Annotated in this window: 16 protein-coding genes; 7 read left to right on the top strand and 9 right to left on the bottom strand. The window is 71.8% G+C overall.

Annotated features, from left to right (window positions below):
* Positions 1–110: 110 nt before the first annotated feature.
* From EIY87_RS43730 to EIY87_RS43710, 5 genes are all read left to right on the top strand, one after another.
* Entirely contained in the window at positions 111–899 is a 789-nt protein-coding gene (locus tag EIY87_RS43730) for a GntR family transcriptional regulator (RefSeq protein ID WP_125315876.1), read from the top strand.
* Positions 896–2,131 carry a PTS transporter subunit EIIC gene (locus tag EIY87_RS43725; protein ID WP_125315875.1) on the top strand — a complete coding sequence of 412 codons (1,236 nt, stop codon included), beginning with the start codon at positions 896–898 and terminating at the stop codon, positions 2,129–2,131. Before EIY87_RS43730 ends, EIY87_RS43725 begins: the two co-directional genes overlap by 4 nt.
* Positions 2,132–2,172: 41 nt before the next feature.
* Entirely contained in the window at positions 2,173–2,439 is a 267-nt protein-coding gene (locus EIY87_RS43720; RefSeq protein WP_086856385.1) for an HPr family phosphocarrier protein, read from the top strand.
* 76 nt (positions 2,440–2,515) lie between these two features.
* Complete coding sequence (locus EIY87_RS43715) at positions 2,516–3,331, top strand: serine hydrolase domain-containing protein (RefSeq protein ID WP_125315874.1); 816 nt, start codon at positions 2,516–2,518, stop codon at positions 3,329–3,331.
* Positions 3,328–4,806 (top strand): alpha/beta hydrolase, encoded by a 1,479-nt coding sequence (locus EIY87_RS43710; protein WP_125315873.1) that lies wholly within the window; start codon positions 3,328–3,330, stop codon positions 4,804–4,806. The genes EIY87_RS43715 and EIY87_RS43710 overlap by 4 nt, the downstream gene beginning before the upstream one ends.
* Before the next feature lie 186 nt (positions 4,807–4,992).
* Here the strand turns inward: EIY87_RS43710 and EIY87_RS43705 are convergent, their stop codons facing one another.
* Together EIY87_RS43705 and EIY87_RS43700 are read right to left on the bottom strand one after the other, a co-directional pair.
* Positions 4,993–5,925 (bottom strand): D-2-hydroxyacid dehydrogenase family protein, encoded by a 933-nt coding sequence (locus EIY87_RS43705; protein WP_125315872.1) that lies wholly within the window; start codon positions 5,923–5,925, stop codon positions 4,993–4,995.
* Positions 5,926–5,929: 4 nt separating this feature from the next.
* Positions 5,930–7,123, bottom strand: coding sequence for an endonuclease/exonuclease/phosphatase family protein (locus EIY87_RS43700; RefSeq protein ID WP_125315871.1), 1,194 nt, complete (start codon positions 7,121–7,123; stop codon positions 5,930–5,932).
* 79 nt (positions 7,124–7,202) lie between these two features.
* Between EIY87_RS43700 and EIY87_RS43695 the strand changes: the two genes are divergently transcribed.
* Complete coding sequence (locus tag EIY87_RS43695; RefSeq protein WP_125315870.1) at positions 7,203–7,610, top strand: hypothetical protein; 408 nt, start codon at positions 7,203–7,205, stop codon at positions 7,608–7,610.
* Between the two features lie 25 nt (positions 7,611–7,635).
* On the top strand, positions 7,636–8,295 hold the full coding sequence (locus EIY87_RS43690; RefSeq protein WP_125315869.1) for a TetR/AcrR family transcriptional regulator: 660 nt from the start codon (positions 7,636–7,638) through the stop codon (positions 8,293–8,295).
* On the opposite strand, the gene EIY87_RS43685 is transcribed toward EIY87_RS43690, so the two are convergent.
* The 7 genes from EIY87_RS43685 to EIY87_RS43655 form a co-directional block, all read right to left on the bottom strand.
* Positions 8,282–9,529 carry a GrpB family protein gene (locus EIY87_RS43685; RefSeq protein ID WP_125315868.1) on the bottom strand — a complete coding sequence of 416 codons (1,248 nt, stop codon included), beginning with the start codon at positions 9,527–9,529 and terminating at the stop codon, positions 8,282–8,284. The genes EIY87_RS43690 and EIY87_RS43685 overlap by 14 nt on opposite strands.
* Before the next feature lie 43 nt (positions 9,530–9,572).
* Complete coding sequence (locus EIY87_RS43680) at positions 9,573–10,400, bottom strand: shikimate dehydrogenase (RefSeq protein WP_263855665.1); 828 nt, start codon at positions 10,398–10,400, stop codon at positions 9,573–9,575.
* A gap of 16 nt (positions 10,401–10,416) precedes the next feature.
* Complete coding sequence (mltG, locus tag EIY87_RS43675; protein WP_125315866.1) at positions 10,417–12,789, bottom strand: endolytic transglycosylase MltG; 2,373 nt, start codon at positions 12,787–12,789, stop codon at positions 10,417–10,419.
* On the bottom strand, positions 12,786–13,214 hold the full coding sequence (ruvX, locus tag EIY87_RS43670) for a Holliday junction resolvase RuvX (protein ID WP_225440400.1): 429 nt from the start codon (positions 13,212–13,214) through the stop codon (positions 12,786–12,788). The genes mltG and ruvX overlap by 4 nt, the downstream gene beginning before the upstream one ends.
* A gap of 64 nt (positions 13,215–13,278) precedes the next feature.
* A complete protein-coding gene (gene alaS, locus EIY87_RS43665) occupies positions 13,279–15,939 on the bottom strand; it encodes an alanine--tRNA ligase (RefSeq protein ID WP_125315865.1) in 2,661 nt (886 codons plus the stop codon).
* 72 nt (positions 15,940–16,011) lie between these two features.
* Positions 16,012–16,317: a hypothetical protein gene (locus EIY87_RS43660; protein ID WP_125315864.1), complete on the bottom strand. Its 306-nt coding sequence runs from the start codon at positions 16,315–16,317 to the stop codon at positions 16,012–16,014.
* Positions 16,314–16,700, bottom strand: coding sequence for a DUF948 domain-containing protein (locus tag EIY87_RS43655; RefSeq protein ID WP_086865270.1), 387 nt, complete (start codon positions 16,698–16,700; stop codon positions 16,314–16,316). The genes EIY87_RS43660 and EIY87_RS43655 overlap by 4 nt, the downstream gene beginning before the upstream one ends.
* Between the last annotated feature and the right edge of the window lie 122 nt (positions 16,701–16,822).

The raw sequence follows: 16,822 nt of genomic DNA, 5'->3' as shown, positions 1-16,822 counted from the left end.
GGAGCATCCTGCCCCATCAGATCATTGGTCTAGACCGGAACGTACCAATGTTCCGGCCCGGACGCGAGCACCGGTCCCCCGGTGGCACGAGAACGAGGAGGGTGACGCCGATGAGCGCGGCCGCGCACGTCCCGCCACCCGACCGGGTCGTCAACGGGCCCACGCCCAAGCACGCCCAGCTGCGGGAAATCCTCCGCCGCACGGTGGAGCGGGAGCTCCCGCCGGGTGCGCCGATCCCGTCGGAACGCGAGCTGGCCCAACGCTACGGCGTGTCGCGGCTCACGGTCAGATCGGCGATCGGCAAGCTGGTCGAAGAGGGTCTGCTCGCCCGGGTCCGCGGCAAGGGCACCTTCACCGCGGCCCGGCGGATGGAACTGCAGCTGTACCTCATGTCGTTCACCGACGACATGCGGCGGCGGGGGCTGACCCCGACGACCGAGGTGGTCTCCGCGGCCACCGAGGTCCCGCCCACCGCCTCGGCGCACGCGCTCGGGCTGACCGAGGGCGCGCCCGCGCACCACCTGGTGCGGCTGCGCCACGCCGACGGCGTGCCCCTGGCCGTCGAGCGGGGCTGGTACCACGCGGGCCGGGCTCCCGGCCTGCTCGAGCTCGACCTGACCCAGTCCCTCTACGCGCAGCTGGCCGAGACGTACGACGTGCGTCCCGACCAGGCGTGGCAGACGGTCTGGGCGGAAGGGGCGGACCGCGAGACGGCCCGGCTGCTCGGCATGCGCGCCGGCAGCCCGCTGCTCGTGTTCCGCCGGGTCTCCAGCGCGAACGGCGACCCGATCGAAGACATCACTTCCTGGTACCGGGGAGATCACTACCAGGTGACCATGCAGTTGGACCGGAACACCCCGGAACCCGGTCAACCACCCCACTATGGAGGATCCAGATGAGCTCCACCACCGCGGAGGGGGCGAAGAAGAGCGGCAGCGGTCTCGCCGGTCTTCAGCGCTTCGGCCGTAGCCTCATGCTCCCCATCGCCGTGCTCCCGGCGGCGGGCATCCTGCTGCGGTTCGGGCAGGACGACATGCTCGGCAAGGACGGCCTCGGCTGGAACAAGGTCGCTTCGGTGCTGGGCGCCGCGGGCGGCACGCTGTTCAACTGGCTGCCGCTGCTGTTCGCGGTCGGCATCGCGGTCGGCTTCGCCAAGAAGGGTGACGGCTCGACGGCCGTCGCGGCGGTCGTCGGCTTCTTCGTCTTCAGCTCCGTCGTCCAGGTCTTCGCCCCGCTGAGCGACCTGCCCGGCTACAAGGCGGGCGCGACCGAGCTGGCGCCGATCAAGTGGCCCTACTCGGTGCTCGCGGGTGTCGTGGTCGGCATCGTGGCGGCGTTGCTGTGGCAGAAGTACCACCGCATCAAGCTGCCCGCCTACCTGGCGTTCTTCGGCGGCCGCCGGTTCGTCCCGATCATCACCGCGGTCGTCATGGTCGTCCTCGGCGTCGTCTTCGGCCTGGTCTTCCACTGGGTCGACCAGGGCATCCAGGCCGCCGGTGACGCGGTCACCGCCTCCCCGGTGGTCGGTGGCGGCATCTACGGCGCGCTGAACCGCCTGCTCATCCCGGTCGGTCTGCACCAGCTGCTGAACGTCCCCGTCTGGTTCATCTTCGACGGCGGTGACATCAACAACTTCGTCGCGGGCAAGATGTCGGCCGGCGCGTTCACCACGGGCTTCTTCCCGATCTTCATGTTCGCGCTGCCCGCCGCCGCCCTCGCCATCTGGCAGACGGCCCGCCCGGCGCAGAAGAAGGTCGTCGGCGGTGTGATGATCGCCGGCGCGCTGACCTCGTTCCTCACCGGTGTCACCGAGCCGATCGAGTTCTCGTTCATGTTCGTCGCGTGGCCGCTGTACCTCTTCCACGCGATCATGACCGGCACCTCGCTGGCGATCTGCAACGCGCTGGGCATCCACCAGAGCTTCAACTTCTCCGCCGGCGCGATCGACTACCTGCTCAACTTCGGCGCCCCGGCGGCGCAGAAGCCGTGGCTGCTCATCCCGATCGGCCTCGTCTACGCGGTGATCTACTACTTCGTGTTCCGGTTCGCGATCACCAAGTTCAACCTGCGCACCCCGGGCCGCGAGGACGACTCGATCGAGGCCGACCTCGACCGGACCGCCGCCGCGTAACATCCCTACCGACGCAAGACCCCGTTAGCGAGAGGACGAACATGCCGGAGAAACGCGTCGCCGTGGCGAGCAAGGTGGGCCTGCACGCCCGGCCGGCCGCGCTGGTGGCGAAGGCGGCCGCGGCGCAACCCGTCGCGGTGCAGATCGCCAAGGCCGGCGGGAGCCCGGTGGCCGCCGGCAGCGTGCTCAACCTGATGACGCTCGCCGCCGGCTACGGCGACGAGGTCATCATCAGCGCCGAGGGCGAGGGCGCCGAAGCGGCCGTGGAAGCGGTTGCGGAGCTCGTCGCCACCGACCTCGACGCCTGAGGCGGCGAATGCCGCGAAGGCCTCCGCACCGGTCCCCGACACCGGTGCGGAGGCCTTCGTTTCGTAGGGTGGGCGCATGGAGAGCCTGCGCCTGATCGACGAGTGGCCGGTGGACAACGCCGCGACGGCCGTGGTGTCCGCCGACGGGACCGTCCGGGGGCGCCACGGCGACACCGCGCGGAAGTTCCGGCTGGCTTCGGTCACCAAGCCGCTGACCGCCTACACCGCGCTCATCGCGGTCGAAGAGGGCGTCGTCGAGCTCGGCACCCCGGCCGGCCCCGAGGGGTCGACCGTGCGGCACCTGCTGGCCCACACCTCCGGGCTCGCGTTCGACGCGCACCAGGCGATGGCCGAGCCGGGCACGCGGCGGCTGTACTCCAACGCCGGGTTCGAGCAGCTGGCCGACGCGCTGGCCGAGCACTCCGGCATCCCCTTCGCGCAGTACCAGGCCGAAGCGCTGTTCGCGCCGCTCGGCATGACGTCGACCGCGTTGACCGGTTCGCCCGCGTCCGGCGCGGAGTCCACTGTGGACGACCTGGTGGCCTTCGCCGCCGAGCTGCAGTCCCCGAAGCTGCTCGACCCGGCCACCGTCGCCGAGGCGACGAACGTCGTGTTTCCCGGCCTGTCCGGCGTGCTGCCCGGGTTCGGGCACCAGAAGCCCAACGACTGGGGCCTCGGCTTCGAGATCCGCGACCACAAGAGCCCGCACTGGACCGGGGCGAACAGCTCGCCGCGCACCTTCGGGCACTTCGGCCAGTCGGGCACGTTCCTCTGGGTCGACCCGGACGCGGGCGCGGCCTGCGTGGCGCTGGCCGACCGCGCGTTCGGCCCGTGGGCGGCCGAGGTCTGGCCGCGCTACACCGACGCCGTGCTGGCGGAATTGAGCGCGTGAAGCGGGTCCTCCTCGCGGCCGTCCTGCTGGCCGCGGCCTGCAGCGCGCCGGCCGCCGTTTCCGCACCCGCTCCCGCGCCGTCACCCGAAACCGCTCCCCCGGCGCTCGGCACGAACGGCGCCGCCGTGCCCGCGCTGCGCTGGACGCCGTGCCACGGGTCGTTCCAGTGCTCGGGCGCGGCCGTGCCGGTGAGCTACCGCGAACCGAAGGGCGCCTCGATCACGCTCTCGGTGATCCGGCTCCCGGCGAGCGACCCGGGACGGCGGATCGGCTCGCTGTTCTTCAACTTCGGCGGCCCGGGCGCCGACGGCGTCGGCGAGCTGACGCGGTTCGCCGCCCGCTACCCCGCGGAGCTGCGTGCCCGGTTCGACCTGGTGAGCTTCGACCCGCGCGGGATCGGCGGGTCGTCGCCGGTCAGCTGCCCGGGCGCCGACCACCTGCCGCCCGCCGGGTCGCCGCTGCGGCAACCGGAGGAGTTCTTCGCGGCGAGCGCGGCCACCGGCCGGGCCTGCGCCGCCTCGGGTGCCCTGCTGAGCCATTTGTCGACCGCGAACGTGGCGCGGGACCTGGAGCTGCTGCGCCAGGCCGTCGGCGACCCTTCGCTGAACTTCTACGGCTACTCCTACGGCACGTACCTGGGCGGCACGTACGCGAACCTGTTCCCGGACAAGGTCCGCGCGATGACCCTCGACGGCACGCTCGACCTCGTCGCCAACGCGACCGGGAAGCCCGGTCAGGAGAAGCAGCCGGTGGACGTCCGCGCCGACGTCGCCGGGGCGCAGCAGCGGGAACTGGACCAGTTCTTCGCCGCGTGCACGGCGGCCGGGCCGCGGTGCGCGTTCTCCGGCGGGGACCCGAAGCAGCGGTTCGCCGGGGTGTTCGCGCGGGCGTCGCGCACCACCGGCGTCGGCTCGCTGATGCACACGGTCGACAGCGCGCTGTACCAGTCCGGCCGGTGGAAGCGGCTCGCGCAGACGCTTGCGGCGATGCCTTCGGACGCCGCTCCCGCCGCTCCCGTGCTCGACCCGTACGTGCCGACGTACTCCCCCGGCTTCCTGGCCGTGCAGTGCGTCGACAGCGACAACCCGGCGTCGGTCGCGGACTACACCGCGCTGGCGGCCCGCGAGAGCGCGCGGCAGCCGTACTTCGGGCTGGGCTCGGTGTTTTCGATGGCCCAGTGCGTCGGCTGGCCCGCGCACGACGCCGATCGCTACACCGGGCCGTGGAACCGGCCGCGGAAGAACCCCGTGCTGGTGCTGAACAACCGCTTCGACCCGGCGACCCCGCTGCACAACGCGGAGGCGACGGCGGCGGAACTGGGCGACGGCCGGGTGCTCGTCGTCGAGGGCTACGGCCACACGTCACTCGACGCGCCGAGCGCGTGCGCCTCGGCGGCGGTCGTGAAGTACCTGACCGAGCTGAACGCGCCGGCCGCCGGGACGACGTGCGCGCCGGACGCGGTCCCGTTCTCGTGACCGGGAAACCGGGTGCCGCCCCTGTTTCCCACTCACCACCAGCCGGAGCTCGTCGTTCAGCCCAACGGCCGACGGGAGCAGGGTCTTTGGACCCTGCCGGACGCACCCGGCGGGTGGTGTCATGGTTCTCGTGCGGGCCCGCCGCCGGGCCGGTGCGGGGACCTCGGGCCCCGGCGGGCCGCACGCCTACTCCATCAGCCGGATCGGTTCCCCCGCCTGGTAGGCCGCGATGTCCTCGACCGCGTCGCCGTAGAAGATCTCGTAGGTCTCGCGCGCGACGAAGCCGAGGTGCGGTGTCAGGACCGCGTTGTCGAGTGTCCTCAGTGGATGGTCGGCCGGGAACGGCTCGACGTCGTAGACGTCCAGCGCCGCGACCCGGATCTCGTTGCGGCGCAACGCGTCCACCAGCGCGGCCTCGTCGACGATCGGCCCGCGTGAGGTGTTCACCAGCATCGCGCTCGGCTTCATCGCGGCGAGTTCCGGCGCGCCGACCAGACCGCGCGTGCGGTCGCTGAGCACCAGGTGGATCGACAGCACGTCCGAGCGCGCGAACAGCTCCTCTCTGGACACCGCCGTGACGCCGTGCGGGGCGGCCTTCTCCGGCGTCAGGTTCTGGCTCCAGGCGATGGTCTCCATCCCGAAGGCCTGCCCGATCTTCGCCGCGCCCGCGCCGAGCCTGCCGAGACCGAGCAGGCCCAGCGTCTTGCCGTGCAGCATGGTGCCGACGGTCGTCTGCCAGCCACCCTCCCGCATGGACCGGAACTCCCGCGGCAGGTTCCGCGCCGCGGCGAGGATCAGCGCCCAGGTGTGCTCGGCGGTCGGCTCCCCGAGGTAGCCGGTCTTCGACACGACGACGCCGTTGCGCTTCGCGGCCGGGACGTCGATGGCGGCGTTGCGCGGGCCGGTGCTGACCAGCAGCTTGAGGTCGGGCAGCCGGTCGAGCACCTCGGCCGGGAACCGGGTCCGCTCGCGCATCGCGACGATCACCTCGAAGCCCTGCAGCTGCGCCACGACGTCGGCGAGGGGCTCGGTGAAGACCGTGATGCCGGCCTTCAGCGAGTCCCAGTCGCCGAACGTCAGCGCGACGTTCTGGTAGTCGTCGAGGATCGCGATGCGCATGATCTCACCGTAGTGGCACGAAGACGTCCACGCGGACCAAGTGGTGGTCCGAGGCGTCGTTGAGCCGGGCCAGCGGGTCGGACGGCACCGGCCAGAACACCTCCGCGTGCCACGGCAGCAGGCCCTTCGACGGCAGCACGTAGTCGGTCCGGAGGTTGCCCGGGGCGACGTCGTTGAAGTCGCCGGTGTCGTAGAAGGGGTCGCTCTTCTGCGTCGTGTTGGCCCCGCCTTGTGCCTGCGCGGCCAGCACCGCGCCCTGGCTGCCCGGGTGCGTCTCGATCACCCGGCGCGCGTTCAGGAGCTGGTCGATGGCGCCGGGGACGCTGTCGCCGTCGAGAGGGTCGGAGTTGTTGTCGCCCGCGACGACGAACCGTTCGGACGCGCCCAGCCCGCCGCGGTGGCCGCGGTCGTCGTAGAGGTAGCCGCCCTTGCCGGGTGTCACGTAGTCGGCCCAGAAGCGGATCTCGTCGTGGTTGCGGGTGCCGTTGCGGTCCTCCGGGCCGTCGAAGCTCGGCGGCGTCGGGTGCGAGACCAGGAAGTGCACGGTGGACCGGCCGATCTTCAGCGGCAGGTCCCAGTGCGACTTCGACGACAGCCGCAGCACGTCCAGTTCGGCGGGGCTGTACCAGTCGTGCGGCGCCGGCGTGGCCGGGTCGTCGGGCAGCAGCGCGCCCGGCATGTCCTTCCAGAGGAACTTCTGGAACGTCCGGACGTGCGCGAGGTCGATCGGGTACTTCGACAGCACGAGCAAGCCGTACTGGCCCTCGAACGCGCCGAAGCCCTGCGCGTCGTTGCCGCCGCCGACCGTGCCGCTGCGGTCGAGGTCGAACCCGGTCGGCACGCCCGTGTTGACCGGCGCGGTGTAGGCGTACGGGTAGTCGATGGGCTGCGCGCCGTGCTGGCCGACCGCCAGGTAGTTCTTGCGGAACAGGTCGGCGGCGGCGTTGCCGGGCACGTAGTCGAACTCGTTGATCAGCTGGACGTCGGCGCGGTTGCGCTGCACGACCTCGGCGACCTCCTGGGCCTGGGCGTTGCCCGGCGTGGACAGGTCGGTGACGAGCTGCCCGGCGGCGGCGCGGTTGAGCGAGGCGTTGAAGGTGGCGAAGCGGACGTTGGTGCCGAATCCGGCGTCGGCGGTGGCGGGGACGAAGAGCGCGGCGAGGGCGGCGATGGACAGCCCGGCGGCGATGCGTTTCACGAGCGTGACCCTACCCTCTTGAACGTGTTCAAAAAGCGCGCTACGGTCTTCTTGAACACGTTCAAAACTTGGAGGAACCATGGACCCCGTCGTCCTCGCGTATGCGCTCTACCTGCTGATCAGCATCCCGCTGACGGTGCTCGTGGCCCGGACGCTGAGCAAGCACGGCCGCACCTTCCTCGCCGAGGTCTTCGCCGACAGCCCGGGCCTGGCCGCCGCCGTCAACCAGCTGCTGGTCGTGGGCTTCTACCTGATCAGCCTCGGGTTCGTGACGCTGTTCCTGACCAGCCGGGCGAGCGTGCTCAGCGCCCGCGAGGTGTTCGAGCTGCTCTCGCTGAAGGTCGGTGTGGTGGCGCTCATCCTCGGCGTCATGCACCTGGTGAACGTGCTGGTCTTCAACGGCATCCGCCGCCGCCACCTGGCCCCGAAGCCGGTGCCGCCGGCGCCCGTCCCCTACCCGGGGATGCCGCCCTTCCCGCAGCACTGACGGAACCGGCGCTAACGTGCAGTCCGTGGCCAAGAGCGAGGAAACGCGGTCCCTGATCGTCACGACCGCGATGCGGCTGTTCACCGAGAACGGCTACGACCGCACGACGATGCGCGCGATCGCCGCCGAAGCGGGCGTCTCGGTGGGCAACGCGTACTACTACTTCTCGTCGAAGGAACAGCTGATCCAGGGCTTCTACGACGAGATCGCGCGGCAGCACCTGGCGAAGGCCCGCCCCCTGCTCGACGCCGAACCGGCCTTCGCGGCCCGCCTGCGCGCGGTGCTGCTGTGCTGGCTCGACGTCGCCGCGCCCTACCACCGCTTCGGCACCCAGTTCTTCGTCAACGCGGCCGACCCCGAGTCGCCGCTGAGCCCGTTCAGCGACGACTCGTCGGCCGCCCGCGAGGCCTCGATCGGCCTGATGCGCGAGGTCGTCGACGGCTCCGACGTCAAGCTGGACCCGGAGCTGCGGGGGCAGCTGCCGGAGCTGCTGTGGCTGTACCAGATGGGCGTGGTGCTGTTCTGGGTCCACGACCGCTCGGCGGGGACCCAGCGCAGCCGGATGCTGGTGGAGCGGAGCGTGCCGCTGCTGGCCCGGGTGGCGGCGTTGTCGCGGCTGCGGATCTTCCGGCCGGTGAGCCGGGAGATCGTGGAGCTGATCCAGGACCTGGCTAAGCGGGACTGACCGCCCGGAAGTACAGGAACCGCGGCTTCGTCCGCAGGTTCGCCGCCCACTTCGGGTCGGCTTCGTCGGCCTCCGGAACCGGCATCGGCTCCTCGAGCCGGTCCACCGCGAACCCCGCCTCCCGGACCGCGTTGAACGTCCAGCTCAACGGGCGCCGGTAGAAGCGCACCACCTGGCCGGCCGGGAACTCGTCCTCCAGCAGCTCCAGCTCGAAGTAGTTCTCCCGGTCGAACCAGCGCCAGTCCTCGCCCGGGTGGTGCACCGAAAACACCAGCGCCCCACCGGGTTTCAGCACCCGCCGGAACTCCGCCAGCATCGGCGCCCAGTCCTTCACGTAGTGCAGCACCAGCGAAGCCGTGATCACGTCGAAGGAACCGGTCTCGAGGGCGAGCGGCCGGGTCACGTCCGCGACCTCGAACCGCGCGACGTCGCCGAACTTCCGCCGGGCGACGGAAACCATCCCCGGGCTGGCATCCACCCCCAGGACATCCGCACCCCCCGAGGCCAGCAACGCGCTCAAGTGCCCGGCCGCACAACCCACGTCCAGAACACGTCGACCCGAGACCTCACCCGCCAGCGAAACGATCGCCGGGCGGTCGTACCACGCGTTCGTCACCGACTTCTCCGCGTGCGCCGCATAAGACTCGCTGAAAGCGTCGTACTGCTCGGCCCGAGCCCGGCCGAGGATTTCCTCCACCACCTCCGTTTTCGCGTCCGCGTAGTGCTGGATGTACTTCCACTCCCGCGCCGCGAGTTCCCGCTTCTTCGCCGCGTACAGCGCCAGCTCCGACGGATGCGACCGCAACCGGTCGCGGAAGAGCCGGTAGCGCGGCGTCTGGCCGTTGCCCGGCGAGTACACGTGGAGGTTGATGTTCGTGTCCGGGCCCTTGAAGCAGCGGTGCTTCTCCCAGTCCGGCTCACGGATGACGAGCCGGTACCCCGCCGCCTCCAGCGCCGGGACGTAGGCGTCCTCGTCGCCGGAATCCGGGACTTCCAGCAGGATGTCGACGATCGGCTTCGCGCACAGGCCCGGTACCGACGTCGAGCCGACGTGCTCCAGCACGAGCACCCGCTCCCCCAGCACGTCCCGGATCCGTTCGGCTTCGCGCTCGAAGAGCTTCGGCCACTCCGGGTCGTAGTCCACGAGTGTGACCGTCGAGTTGAGCTTCGGCGCCTCGCCGCCGACCCAGCCCGACTCGATCTCGTCGTCGCTCAAGGCTTCTTGACTGCTCATCCTGGGCAGACCCCCTTCTTTTGGGCAGTCCGCCAGAATAGCGTCAGGCGATCGGCAGCGGCAGCAGATTTCCGGTCGCTTCGCGCAGCGCGTCCCGCATCGCCGCGCGTGGGGCCGGCCGGCCGGTGAAGTGCTCGGCCTGGCCGAACGCCTGGTGCAGCAGCATGTCCAGCCCGGTCGCGAGGCGGCCGCCCCGCGCCGCCACCGCTTCGGCCAGCGGGGTCGGCCACGGGTGGTAGATGACGTCGAGGACGTGCGCGATCGCCGCCAGCTCCGCCACGTGCGGAGCCACCGCGGGCGGCGGGACCGTGTTCACCAGGACCGCCGAGGATGCCAGCGAAGCGAAATCCGTGTCGGCCCAGCGGAGGACGTCGACGTCGAGCGCGGCGCGCTTGGCCGCGTCGAGGGTTTCCGCCGCCCGGGCCGGTTCACGCACCACGAGGCGCACCCGGCGGACGCCGAGAGCCGCGAGGCCGACGACCGCCGCCGCCGCGGTGCCGCCCGCGCCGAGGACCACCGCCGTGTCGCCGGGCGACGGCTCGTAGCCGCCCGCCGCGCGCAGGGCTCCGGTGACGCCTTCGACGTCCGTGCAGTCCGCGAGCCAGCCGCGGGGGGTGCGGACCAGGGTGTTGGCCGCGCCGACCGCCGCCGCGCGCGGGGTCGCCTCAGCCGCGTGGTCCAGGGCCGCGCGCTTGCCCGGCATGGTGACCGAGAGGCCCGCCCACTCCGGGCCGAGGCCGTCGACGAGCGCCGGGAGCTCCTCGGCGCCCGTCTCGATCCGCTCGTACGTCCAGCCGGTCAGGCCGAGCGCGGCGAACGCGGCGCCGTGCAGCACCGGGGACAGCGAGTGCGCCACCGGCTTGCCGAGCACGGCCGCCTTGCGCGGCTCAGATGACACCGCGTTGCCTGGCCAGGTCGCGGTTCTTGTTGTGCTCGTCGTTGGTGACCGCGAAGCAGGACAGGCCGTTCTTCTCGCACTTGACGAAGTAGACCCAGTCCCCCGCCACCGGGTGCACCGCGGCCTGGATCGCGTCCGCGCTCGGCACCGAAATCGGCGTCGGCGGCAGCCCGGCGTTCTTGTACGTGTTGTACGCGCCGGACTTCACGCGGTCGGCCTCGTTCGTCAGCAGCGTCGGCCGGTCGAGCACGTAGTTGACCGTGGAGTCCATCTGCAGCCGCATGTTGATCGCCAGCCGGTTGTAGATGACCCGCGACAGCTTGCCGAAGTCGGCCTTCACCGCCTCGCGCTCGATGATCGACGCGATGATCAGCGTCTGGTACGGCGTCATGCCCGGGCCGGTCGACTGCGGGCTCAGCCCGGCGTTCTGGATGGCCTCGGTCGAGCTCTTCACCAGCTGCCCGAGGACCTCCTGGGCGTTCGCCCCGGGCCGGACGTCGTAGAGGCCCGGCGCGATCAGGCCTTCCAGCCTGCGGTCCTTGCGGTCGGCCTTGTTCGCCGGCTCGATCGCCCAGTCCGGCACGCCGAGCGCCTTCAGGTCCGCGCCGTCGACCGCCTTGCGGAAGTCGTCGGCGGACACGCAGGTGCTCTTGCCGTCGAGCTGCGCGCACGTCGCCTTCGCCAGCAGGCTGTACACGCCGGGCGTGACCTTGCCGTCGGGCTGGGTGATGTCGTCGAACTGCGTGTACGGCCGGATCTCCAGCTGGCCGACGCGCGACGCCGGCGAGGTGATCCGGTCGACCGCGCTGGCCCCGGACATGTGCGACTTCATCACGTAGAAGCCGTGCTGGATCCGGGCCAGCTTCGGGTTGTCCTCGCCGGCCTTCACGAACGCCTTGCCGCTGGCGACGATGCCGGCGGTGGCGAGCTTCGCTCCGATCGCCGACGTCGAGTCGCCGTCGTCGACCTGGAACAGCACGTCCCCGTCACCGGCGCCGTCGAAGTCCTCGTAGCCGAAGAACTTGGTGAAGCCGTAGTAGGCGCCGCCAGCGAGCAGGGCGATCACCGCGATCGCGGCGACCCAGCCCAGGAACCGCTTGCCCTTCTTCTTGCGGGGCTTGGCCGGCTCGTCCTCGTAGTCGTCGTACTCGTCGTCGTACTCGGCCTCGTCGTAGTCGTCTTCGTACTCGTCGTAGTCCGCGTACTCGTCGTCCTCGGCGAAGAACTCGCCGGGGTCCTCGTGGGCCGGCTCGGGCGGGGCCTGCGCCGGGATGATGTCCGTGGGCGGGTCGTCCCGCACCGGCGGGGGCGGCGGACGGCGGCGCCGCGGCGGTTCGGCACCGGGTTCGGGCACGCCGGCAGAGCGGTCACCCGGCTGGCGGGACCGCCGCGGGGGCTCGGCGCGGGGATCGAACTCGGCCTCGGGCTCGAGAGCCGCCCGGCGGCGCAGCGATTCGGCATCGGGCTCGGCGGCCCGGCGGCGGCGCGGATCGGCGCCTTCGGCCGGGTCGGGCGCCGGACCGCGGCGGCGCTGCTGCGGGGGCTCGTCGGCGGGTCCGCCGCGCAGGTGGGCGACTCGTGCTTCGGCGCCCTCGTCGGCGCTGCCGCGCATCCGGGCGGCCTGCGCTTCGGCGGCTTCTTCGAGGTCGAGCATCGCCTGGTGCCGTCGGGCGGCTTCGGCCTCGGCCAGCTCCTCGGGGCTGGGTCGCCGACGGCGGGCGTCGTCCAGCTCCGGCTCCGGCATCGCCTGACGGCGGCGAGCCTCGGCTTCCATCAGCTCTTCCGGGCTGGGTCGCCGACGGCGCGCGGCCTCGGCTTCGGCCAGCTCCTCCGGGCTCGGTCGCCGACGGCGGACGTCGTCCAGCTCCGGCTCCGGCATCCCCTGACGCCGACGCGCCTCAACCTCCGCCAGCTCCTCCGGACTCGGTCGCCGACGGCGGGCGGCTTCGTCCCGTGCGGGGCGGCGGCGCCGGGGCTCGGCGGGGTCCGGGGTGGTGCGGCGGCGGCGCGGGGCGGGGCCGTCGGCGCCCGCGTCGAGGCCGTGGCGGGCGCGGGCCGGGCCGGCGCGCTCGGCGTCGCGGGGGTCGAAGTCCGCTTCGGCCGGGGGCAGCGGGGCCGGGGGCTCCAGGCGGCGACGGCGGCCGCCCGGTGCGTCGGGGCCCGGCTCGGCGGAGCGGCCGCGGCGGGACGGCTGGGGCAGGTCGTACTCGCCGCTGTGCCGCGAAGCCTGCGGCAGTTCCTGGTACCCGCTCGCCCGCGGGTCGTCACGGCGCGGTGCGGGACGGGACGGCGGCGGGGTGGCCGGTCCCGGCTCGCGCAGTCGCCTGCGTCCGCGGGGCAGCTCGGGGTGCTGCTCGTTCATCGGTCTCCCTCCCGGGCGCGGTGCGCGGCGGCGGCGTCGATCCAGGCCTGCAGGATCTCGACGGCGGCGGCCTGGTCGACCACCGCGCGCTGCTTGCGGCCTTTGACCCCGCGCTGGGAGAGGATGCGGGATGCGGTGACCGTGGTCAGCCGCTCGTCGCCCAGCCGGACCGGCACGGGCGTGATCCGCCCGGCCAGGCGTTCAGCGTACGCGATCGCCAGCTCGGCCGCCGGTCCCTGGCGGTTGGCGAGCGTTCTCGGCAGGCCCACGATCACCTCGACCACCTCGTGCTCGGTGACGAGGGCGGCCAGCTGGTCCAGATCACTGTCGTCGGTCGCATCGCGGGAGAGGGTAACCAATGGCGAAGCGAGCAGGGGGGCCGGATCGCTGAGCGCCACCCCGACCCGGACGGATCCGACATCCACCCCGAGCCGACGGCCGCGCCCCGGATCGTCCTTGCCTGGGCGATCCGGGCCGCGGTTTCCGCGGTCAGCCAATGCCGGCAATCGCCGAGCGCAGGGCCGCGACCGCGTCGGCCGCGCCGGCCGGGTTGGTGCCGCCGCCCTGGGCCATGTCGGGCTTGCCGCCGCCGCGGCCGCCGATCTTCTCGGCGAACGACGGCACGAGCTTGCCCGCGGCGATCCCCTTGTCCTGGGCCGCCTTGGTCGTCGCGACGACGAAGCTCAGCTTCTCACCGGCCGGCGAGAACAGCGCCACCACGCCGGGCCGCGCGCCGAGCCGGCCGCGGATGTCGGCGGCGAGCGCGCGCAGGCCGTTGCCGTCGACGTCCGGGACGACCTCGGCCACGACCGTGACGCCGCCGATCTCCTGCGCCTTGTCGACCAGCGCGCCCGCCGAGCCCAGCACCTGCTGGGTCTTGAGCTGCGCGATCTCCTTCTCGGCGTTCTTCAGCCGGGTCAGGACGTCGTCGATGCGGCCGGGAAGTTGCTCCGAAGGGACCTTGAAGGTACTGGCCAATTGGGAGACCAGCAGCTGCTCCTTGCGGACGTACTTCAGCGCGTCCGAACCGACCAGCGCCTCGACGCGGTGCACGCCCGAGCCGATGGAGGCGTCGGAGACCAGCTTGACCAGGCCGAGCTCGCCGATCCGGCCGACGTGCGTGCCACCGCAGAGCTCGCGGGAGTACTCGCCCATGTCGACCACGCGGACGTCGTTGCCGTACTTCTCGCCGAACAGCGCGACCGCGCCCAGCTCGAGGGCCTTGTCCTTGGTCGTGGTGAAGCTGTTCACCTCGACGTTGGTCAGCAGGTAGTCGTTGACCTCCTGCTCGACCTCGGTCAGCACGTCCGCCGACACCGAGCCCGGCGTGGTGAAGTCGAACCGCATGCGGCCCGGCGAGTTCAGCGAACCCGCCTGCGCCGCGCGCTTGCCGTACGCGCCGCGGACGGCCGCGTGCACCAGGTGCGTCGCGGAGTGCGAGCGCTCGATGGAGAGACGCCGGTGCGCGTCGACCGAGCCGGTGACCTTCGAGTCCAGGCCGATCTCGCCGTCGACGACCTCGACGCGGTGCACGAACAGCCCCGGGACGATCTTCTGGACGTCCAGCACCTTCAGCTCGACGCCGTCGCCCAGCAGCACGCCGGTGTCGGCGACCTGGCCACCGCTCTCGGCGTAGAACGGCGTGCGGTCGAGGACCAGCTCCGCCTTCTTGCCCGCGGCGACGCTGCGGACCGGCTGGCCGTCTTCGAGCAGCGCGACGACCTTCGCCTCGGCCTGCAGGTCGGTGTAGCCGAGGAACTCGGTCTCGCCGTGCTGCTCCAGGACCTTCCGGTACTCCGAGAGGTCGCCGTGGCCGGTCTTGCGGGCCGCCGCGTCCGCCTTCGCGCGGGTCCGCTGCTCGTTCATGAGCGTGCGGAAGCCCTCTTCGTCGACGGTCAGGCCCTGCTCGGCCGCCATCTCCAGGGTGAGGTCGATCGGGAAGCCGTAGGTGTCGTGCAGCTGGAACGCCTTGTCGCCAGCCAGCACGTCGCCGCCGCCGCGCTTGGTCTCCTCGGCCGCGAGGTCGAAGATGCGCGAGCCGCTGGTCAGGGTCGAGAGGAAGGCCTCCTCCTCGATCCGGACGACCTCGTTGATCCGGTCGAAGCCGTCGACCAGCTCGGGGTAGGTCGGGCCCATCGTGTCGCGCACGACCGCCGCGAACGCCTGCAGCACCGGCTCGTGCACGCCCAGCAGGCGCGAGGAGCGGATGATCCGGCGCAGCAGGCGGCGCAGCACGTAGCCGCGGCCGTCGTTGCCCGGGGTGACGCCGTCGCCGATCAGCAGCACGCCGGTGCGGGCGTGGTCGGCGATGACGCGGAAGCGGACGTCGTCGGCGTGGTTGCTGCCGTAGCGGCGACCGGAGAACTCCTCGGCGCGGCCGATGACCGGGCGCACGAGGTCGGTCTCGTAGACGTTCTCGACGCCCTGCAGGATCGTCGCGACGCGCTCGACGCCCATGCCGGTGTCGATGTTCTTCTTCGGCAGCTCGCCGATCGGCTTGTGCCCGAGCTTGGGGCTCAGGTCGCCGCGGACGTCCTGCATGAAGACGAGGTTCCAGATCTCGATGTAGCGGTCCTCGTCCGCGACCGGGCCGCCCTCGCGGCCGTACGCCGGGCCGCGGTCGTAGTAGATCTCGGAGCACGGGCCGCCGGGACCGGGCACGCCCATGTCCCAGTAGTTGTCCTTGCCGTCGCGCGACTGGATCCGCTCGCCGGGCAGGCCGGTGAGCTTGCGCCACAGGCCCGCGGCCTCGGAGTCGTCCTCGTAGACCGTCGCCCAGATGCGGTCCGGGTCGAGGCCGTAGCCGCCTTCACTCTGGGGCTTGGTGATCAGCTCCCAGGCGTTCTCGATGGCGCCTTCCTTGAAGTAGTCGCCGAAGGAGAAGTTGCCCGCCATCTGGAAGAACGTGTTGTGCCGGGTGGTCTTGCCGACCTCGTCGATGTCCGGCGTGCGCACGCACTTCTGCACGGAGGTCGCGCGCGGGTACGGCGGCGGCGCCTCACCGAGGAAGTACGGCTTGAACTGCACCATGCCGGCGTTGACGAACAGCAGGTTCGGGTCGTCGAGGATCAGCGGCGCGCTGGGCACGCGCGTGTGGCCCTTGCCCTCGAAATGGCGCAGGAAACGATCGGTGATTTCGTGTGTGTCCACGGGTCAGTCCTTGTGCTGGTTGCTGCGAACGGGGTCGACGGCGGCGGCGGAAGGGTTCCGGGCAGGCCCGGATCAGCCCTCCGCCCGGCGAGCTCGCCGGACCGGGCGCCGCGCGGCAGCCGCGTGCCGTCCTTCGGCGCGGGGCGCCGAAACGCCCGTCCGCTCCTCGACCATGTCGTGCAACTCCTGCTCCCGCTCGTTCATGCCCGCGCGCACCTCGGCGCCGAACGAACCCACGGCGCCGGCCAGCTCGCGCACGGCGTCGCCCAGGTTCGATGCTAACCCCGCCGGAGTGGCCTGACGAGCCGTTTCGGCCGCCTTGCGGGACAGGGCTACCCCGGCGACCACGCCGACGCCGAGCCAGAACAGCCGCCTCATTTGGCGGCCTTCTTCGCGGCCTTCAGCGCGTTCTTCTTCTTGCGCGCGCGGATCGCCTTGGACAGGCCGTAGGACAGCGCCGCGGTCTTCACGAGCGGGCCGCCCAGCGTCGCGGTGAACACCGACGTCAGCGCGGAGACGTTGCCGGTGACGGCCTGCGCGTTCGACGTGATCCCGTCCACCCGCTCGAGCTGGGTGTTGACGTGCGTGATCGTCTGGTTCGCGCCGATCAGCAGCGGGTCGGTGTTGCTGTTGGTGCGCTCGATCGCCTCGGTGGCCGCGTCCAGCGTCTTGCCGAGCTTGATCAGCGGGATCGCCAGCAGGACGACCAGCACCACGAATGCACCTGCGGCGATCAACGCGGCGATCTGCCCTGCCGACACGGGCCCTCCTCGGATAGCGGTCTTGGGTGCTGGTGAGGTTACCGCCTGGCCGGGTCCCCGACCGTGTCACCCCGCGCGGGCCGGAAAACCCGTCGCCCCCGGCGCCCGCGGGGCGGTACACC

It is taken from the genome of Amycolatopsis eburnea, assembly GCF_003937945.1.
In the GTDB taxonomy this organism is placed as follows: Bacteria; Actinomycetota; Actinomycetes; order Mycobacteriales; family Pseudonocardiaceae; genus Amycolatopsis; species Amycolatopsis eburnea.
The sequence above is the reverse complement of the archived record's forward strand: the minus strand, read 5'-3'. Positions and strand labels throughout refer to the sequence as shown.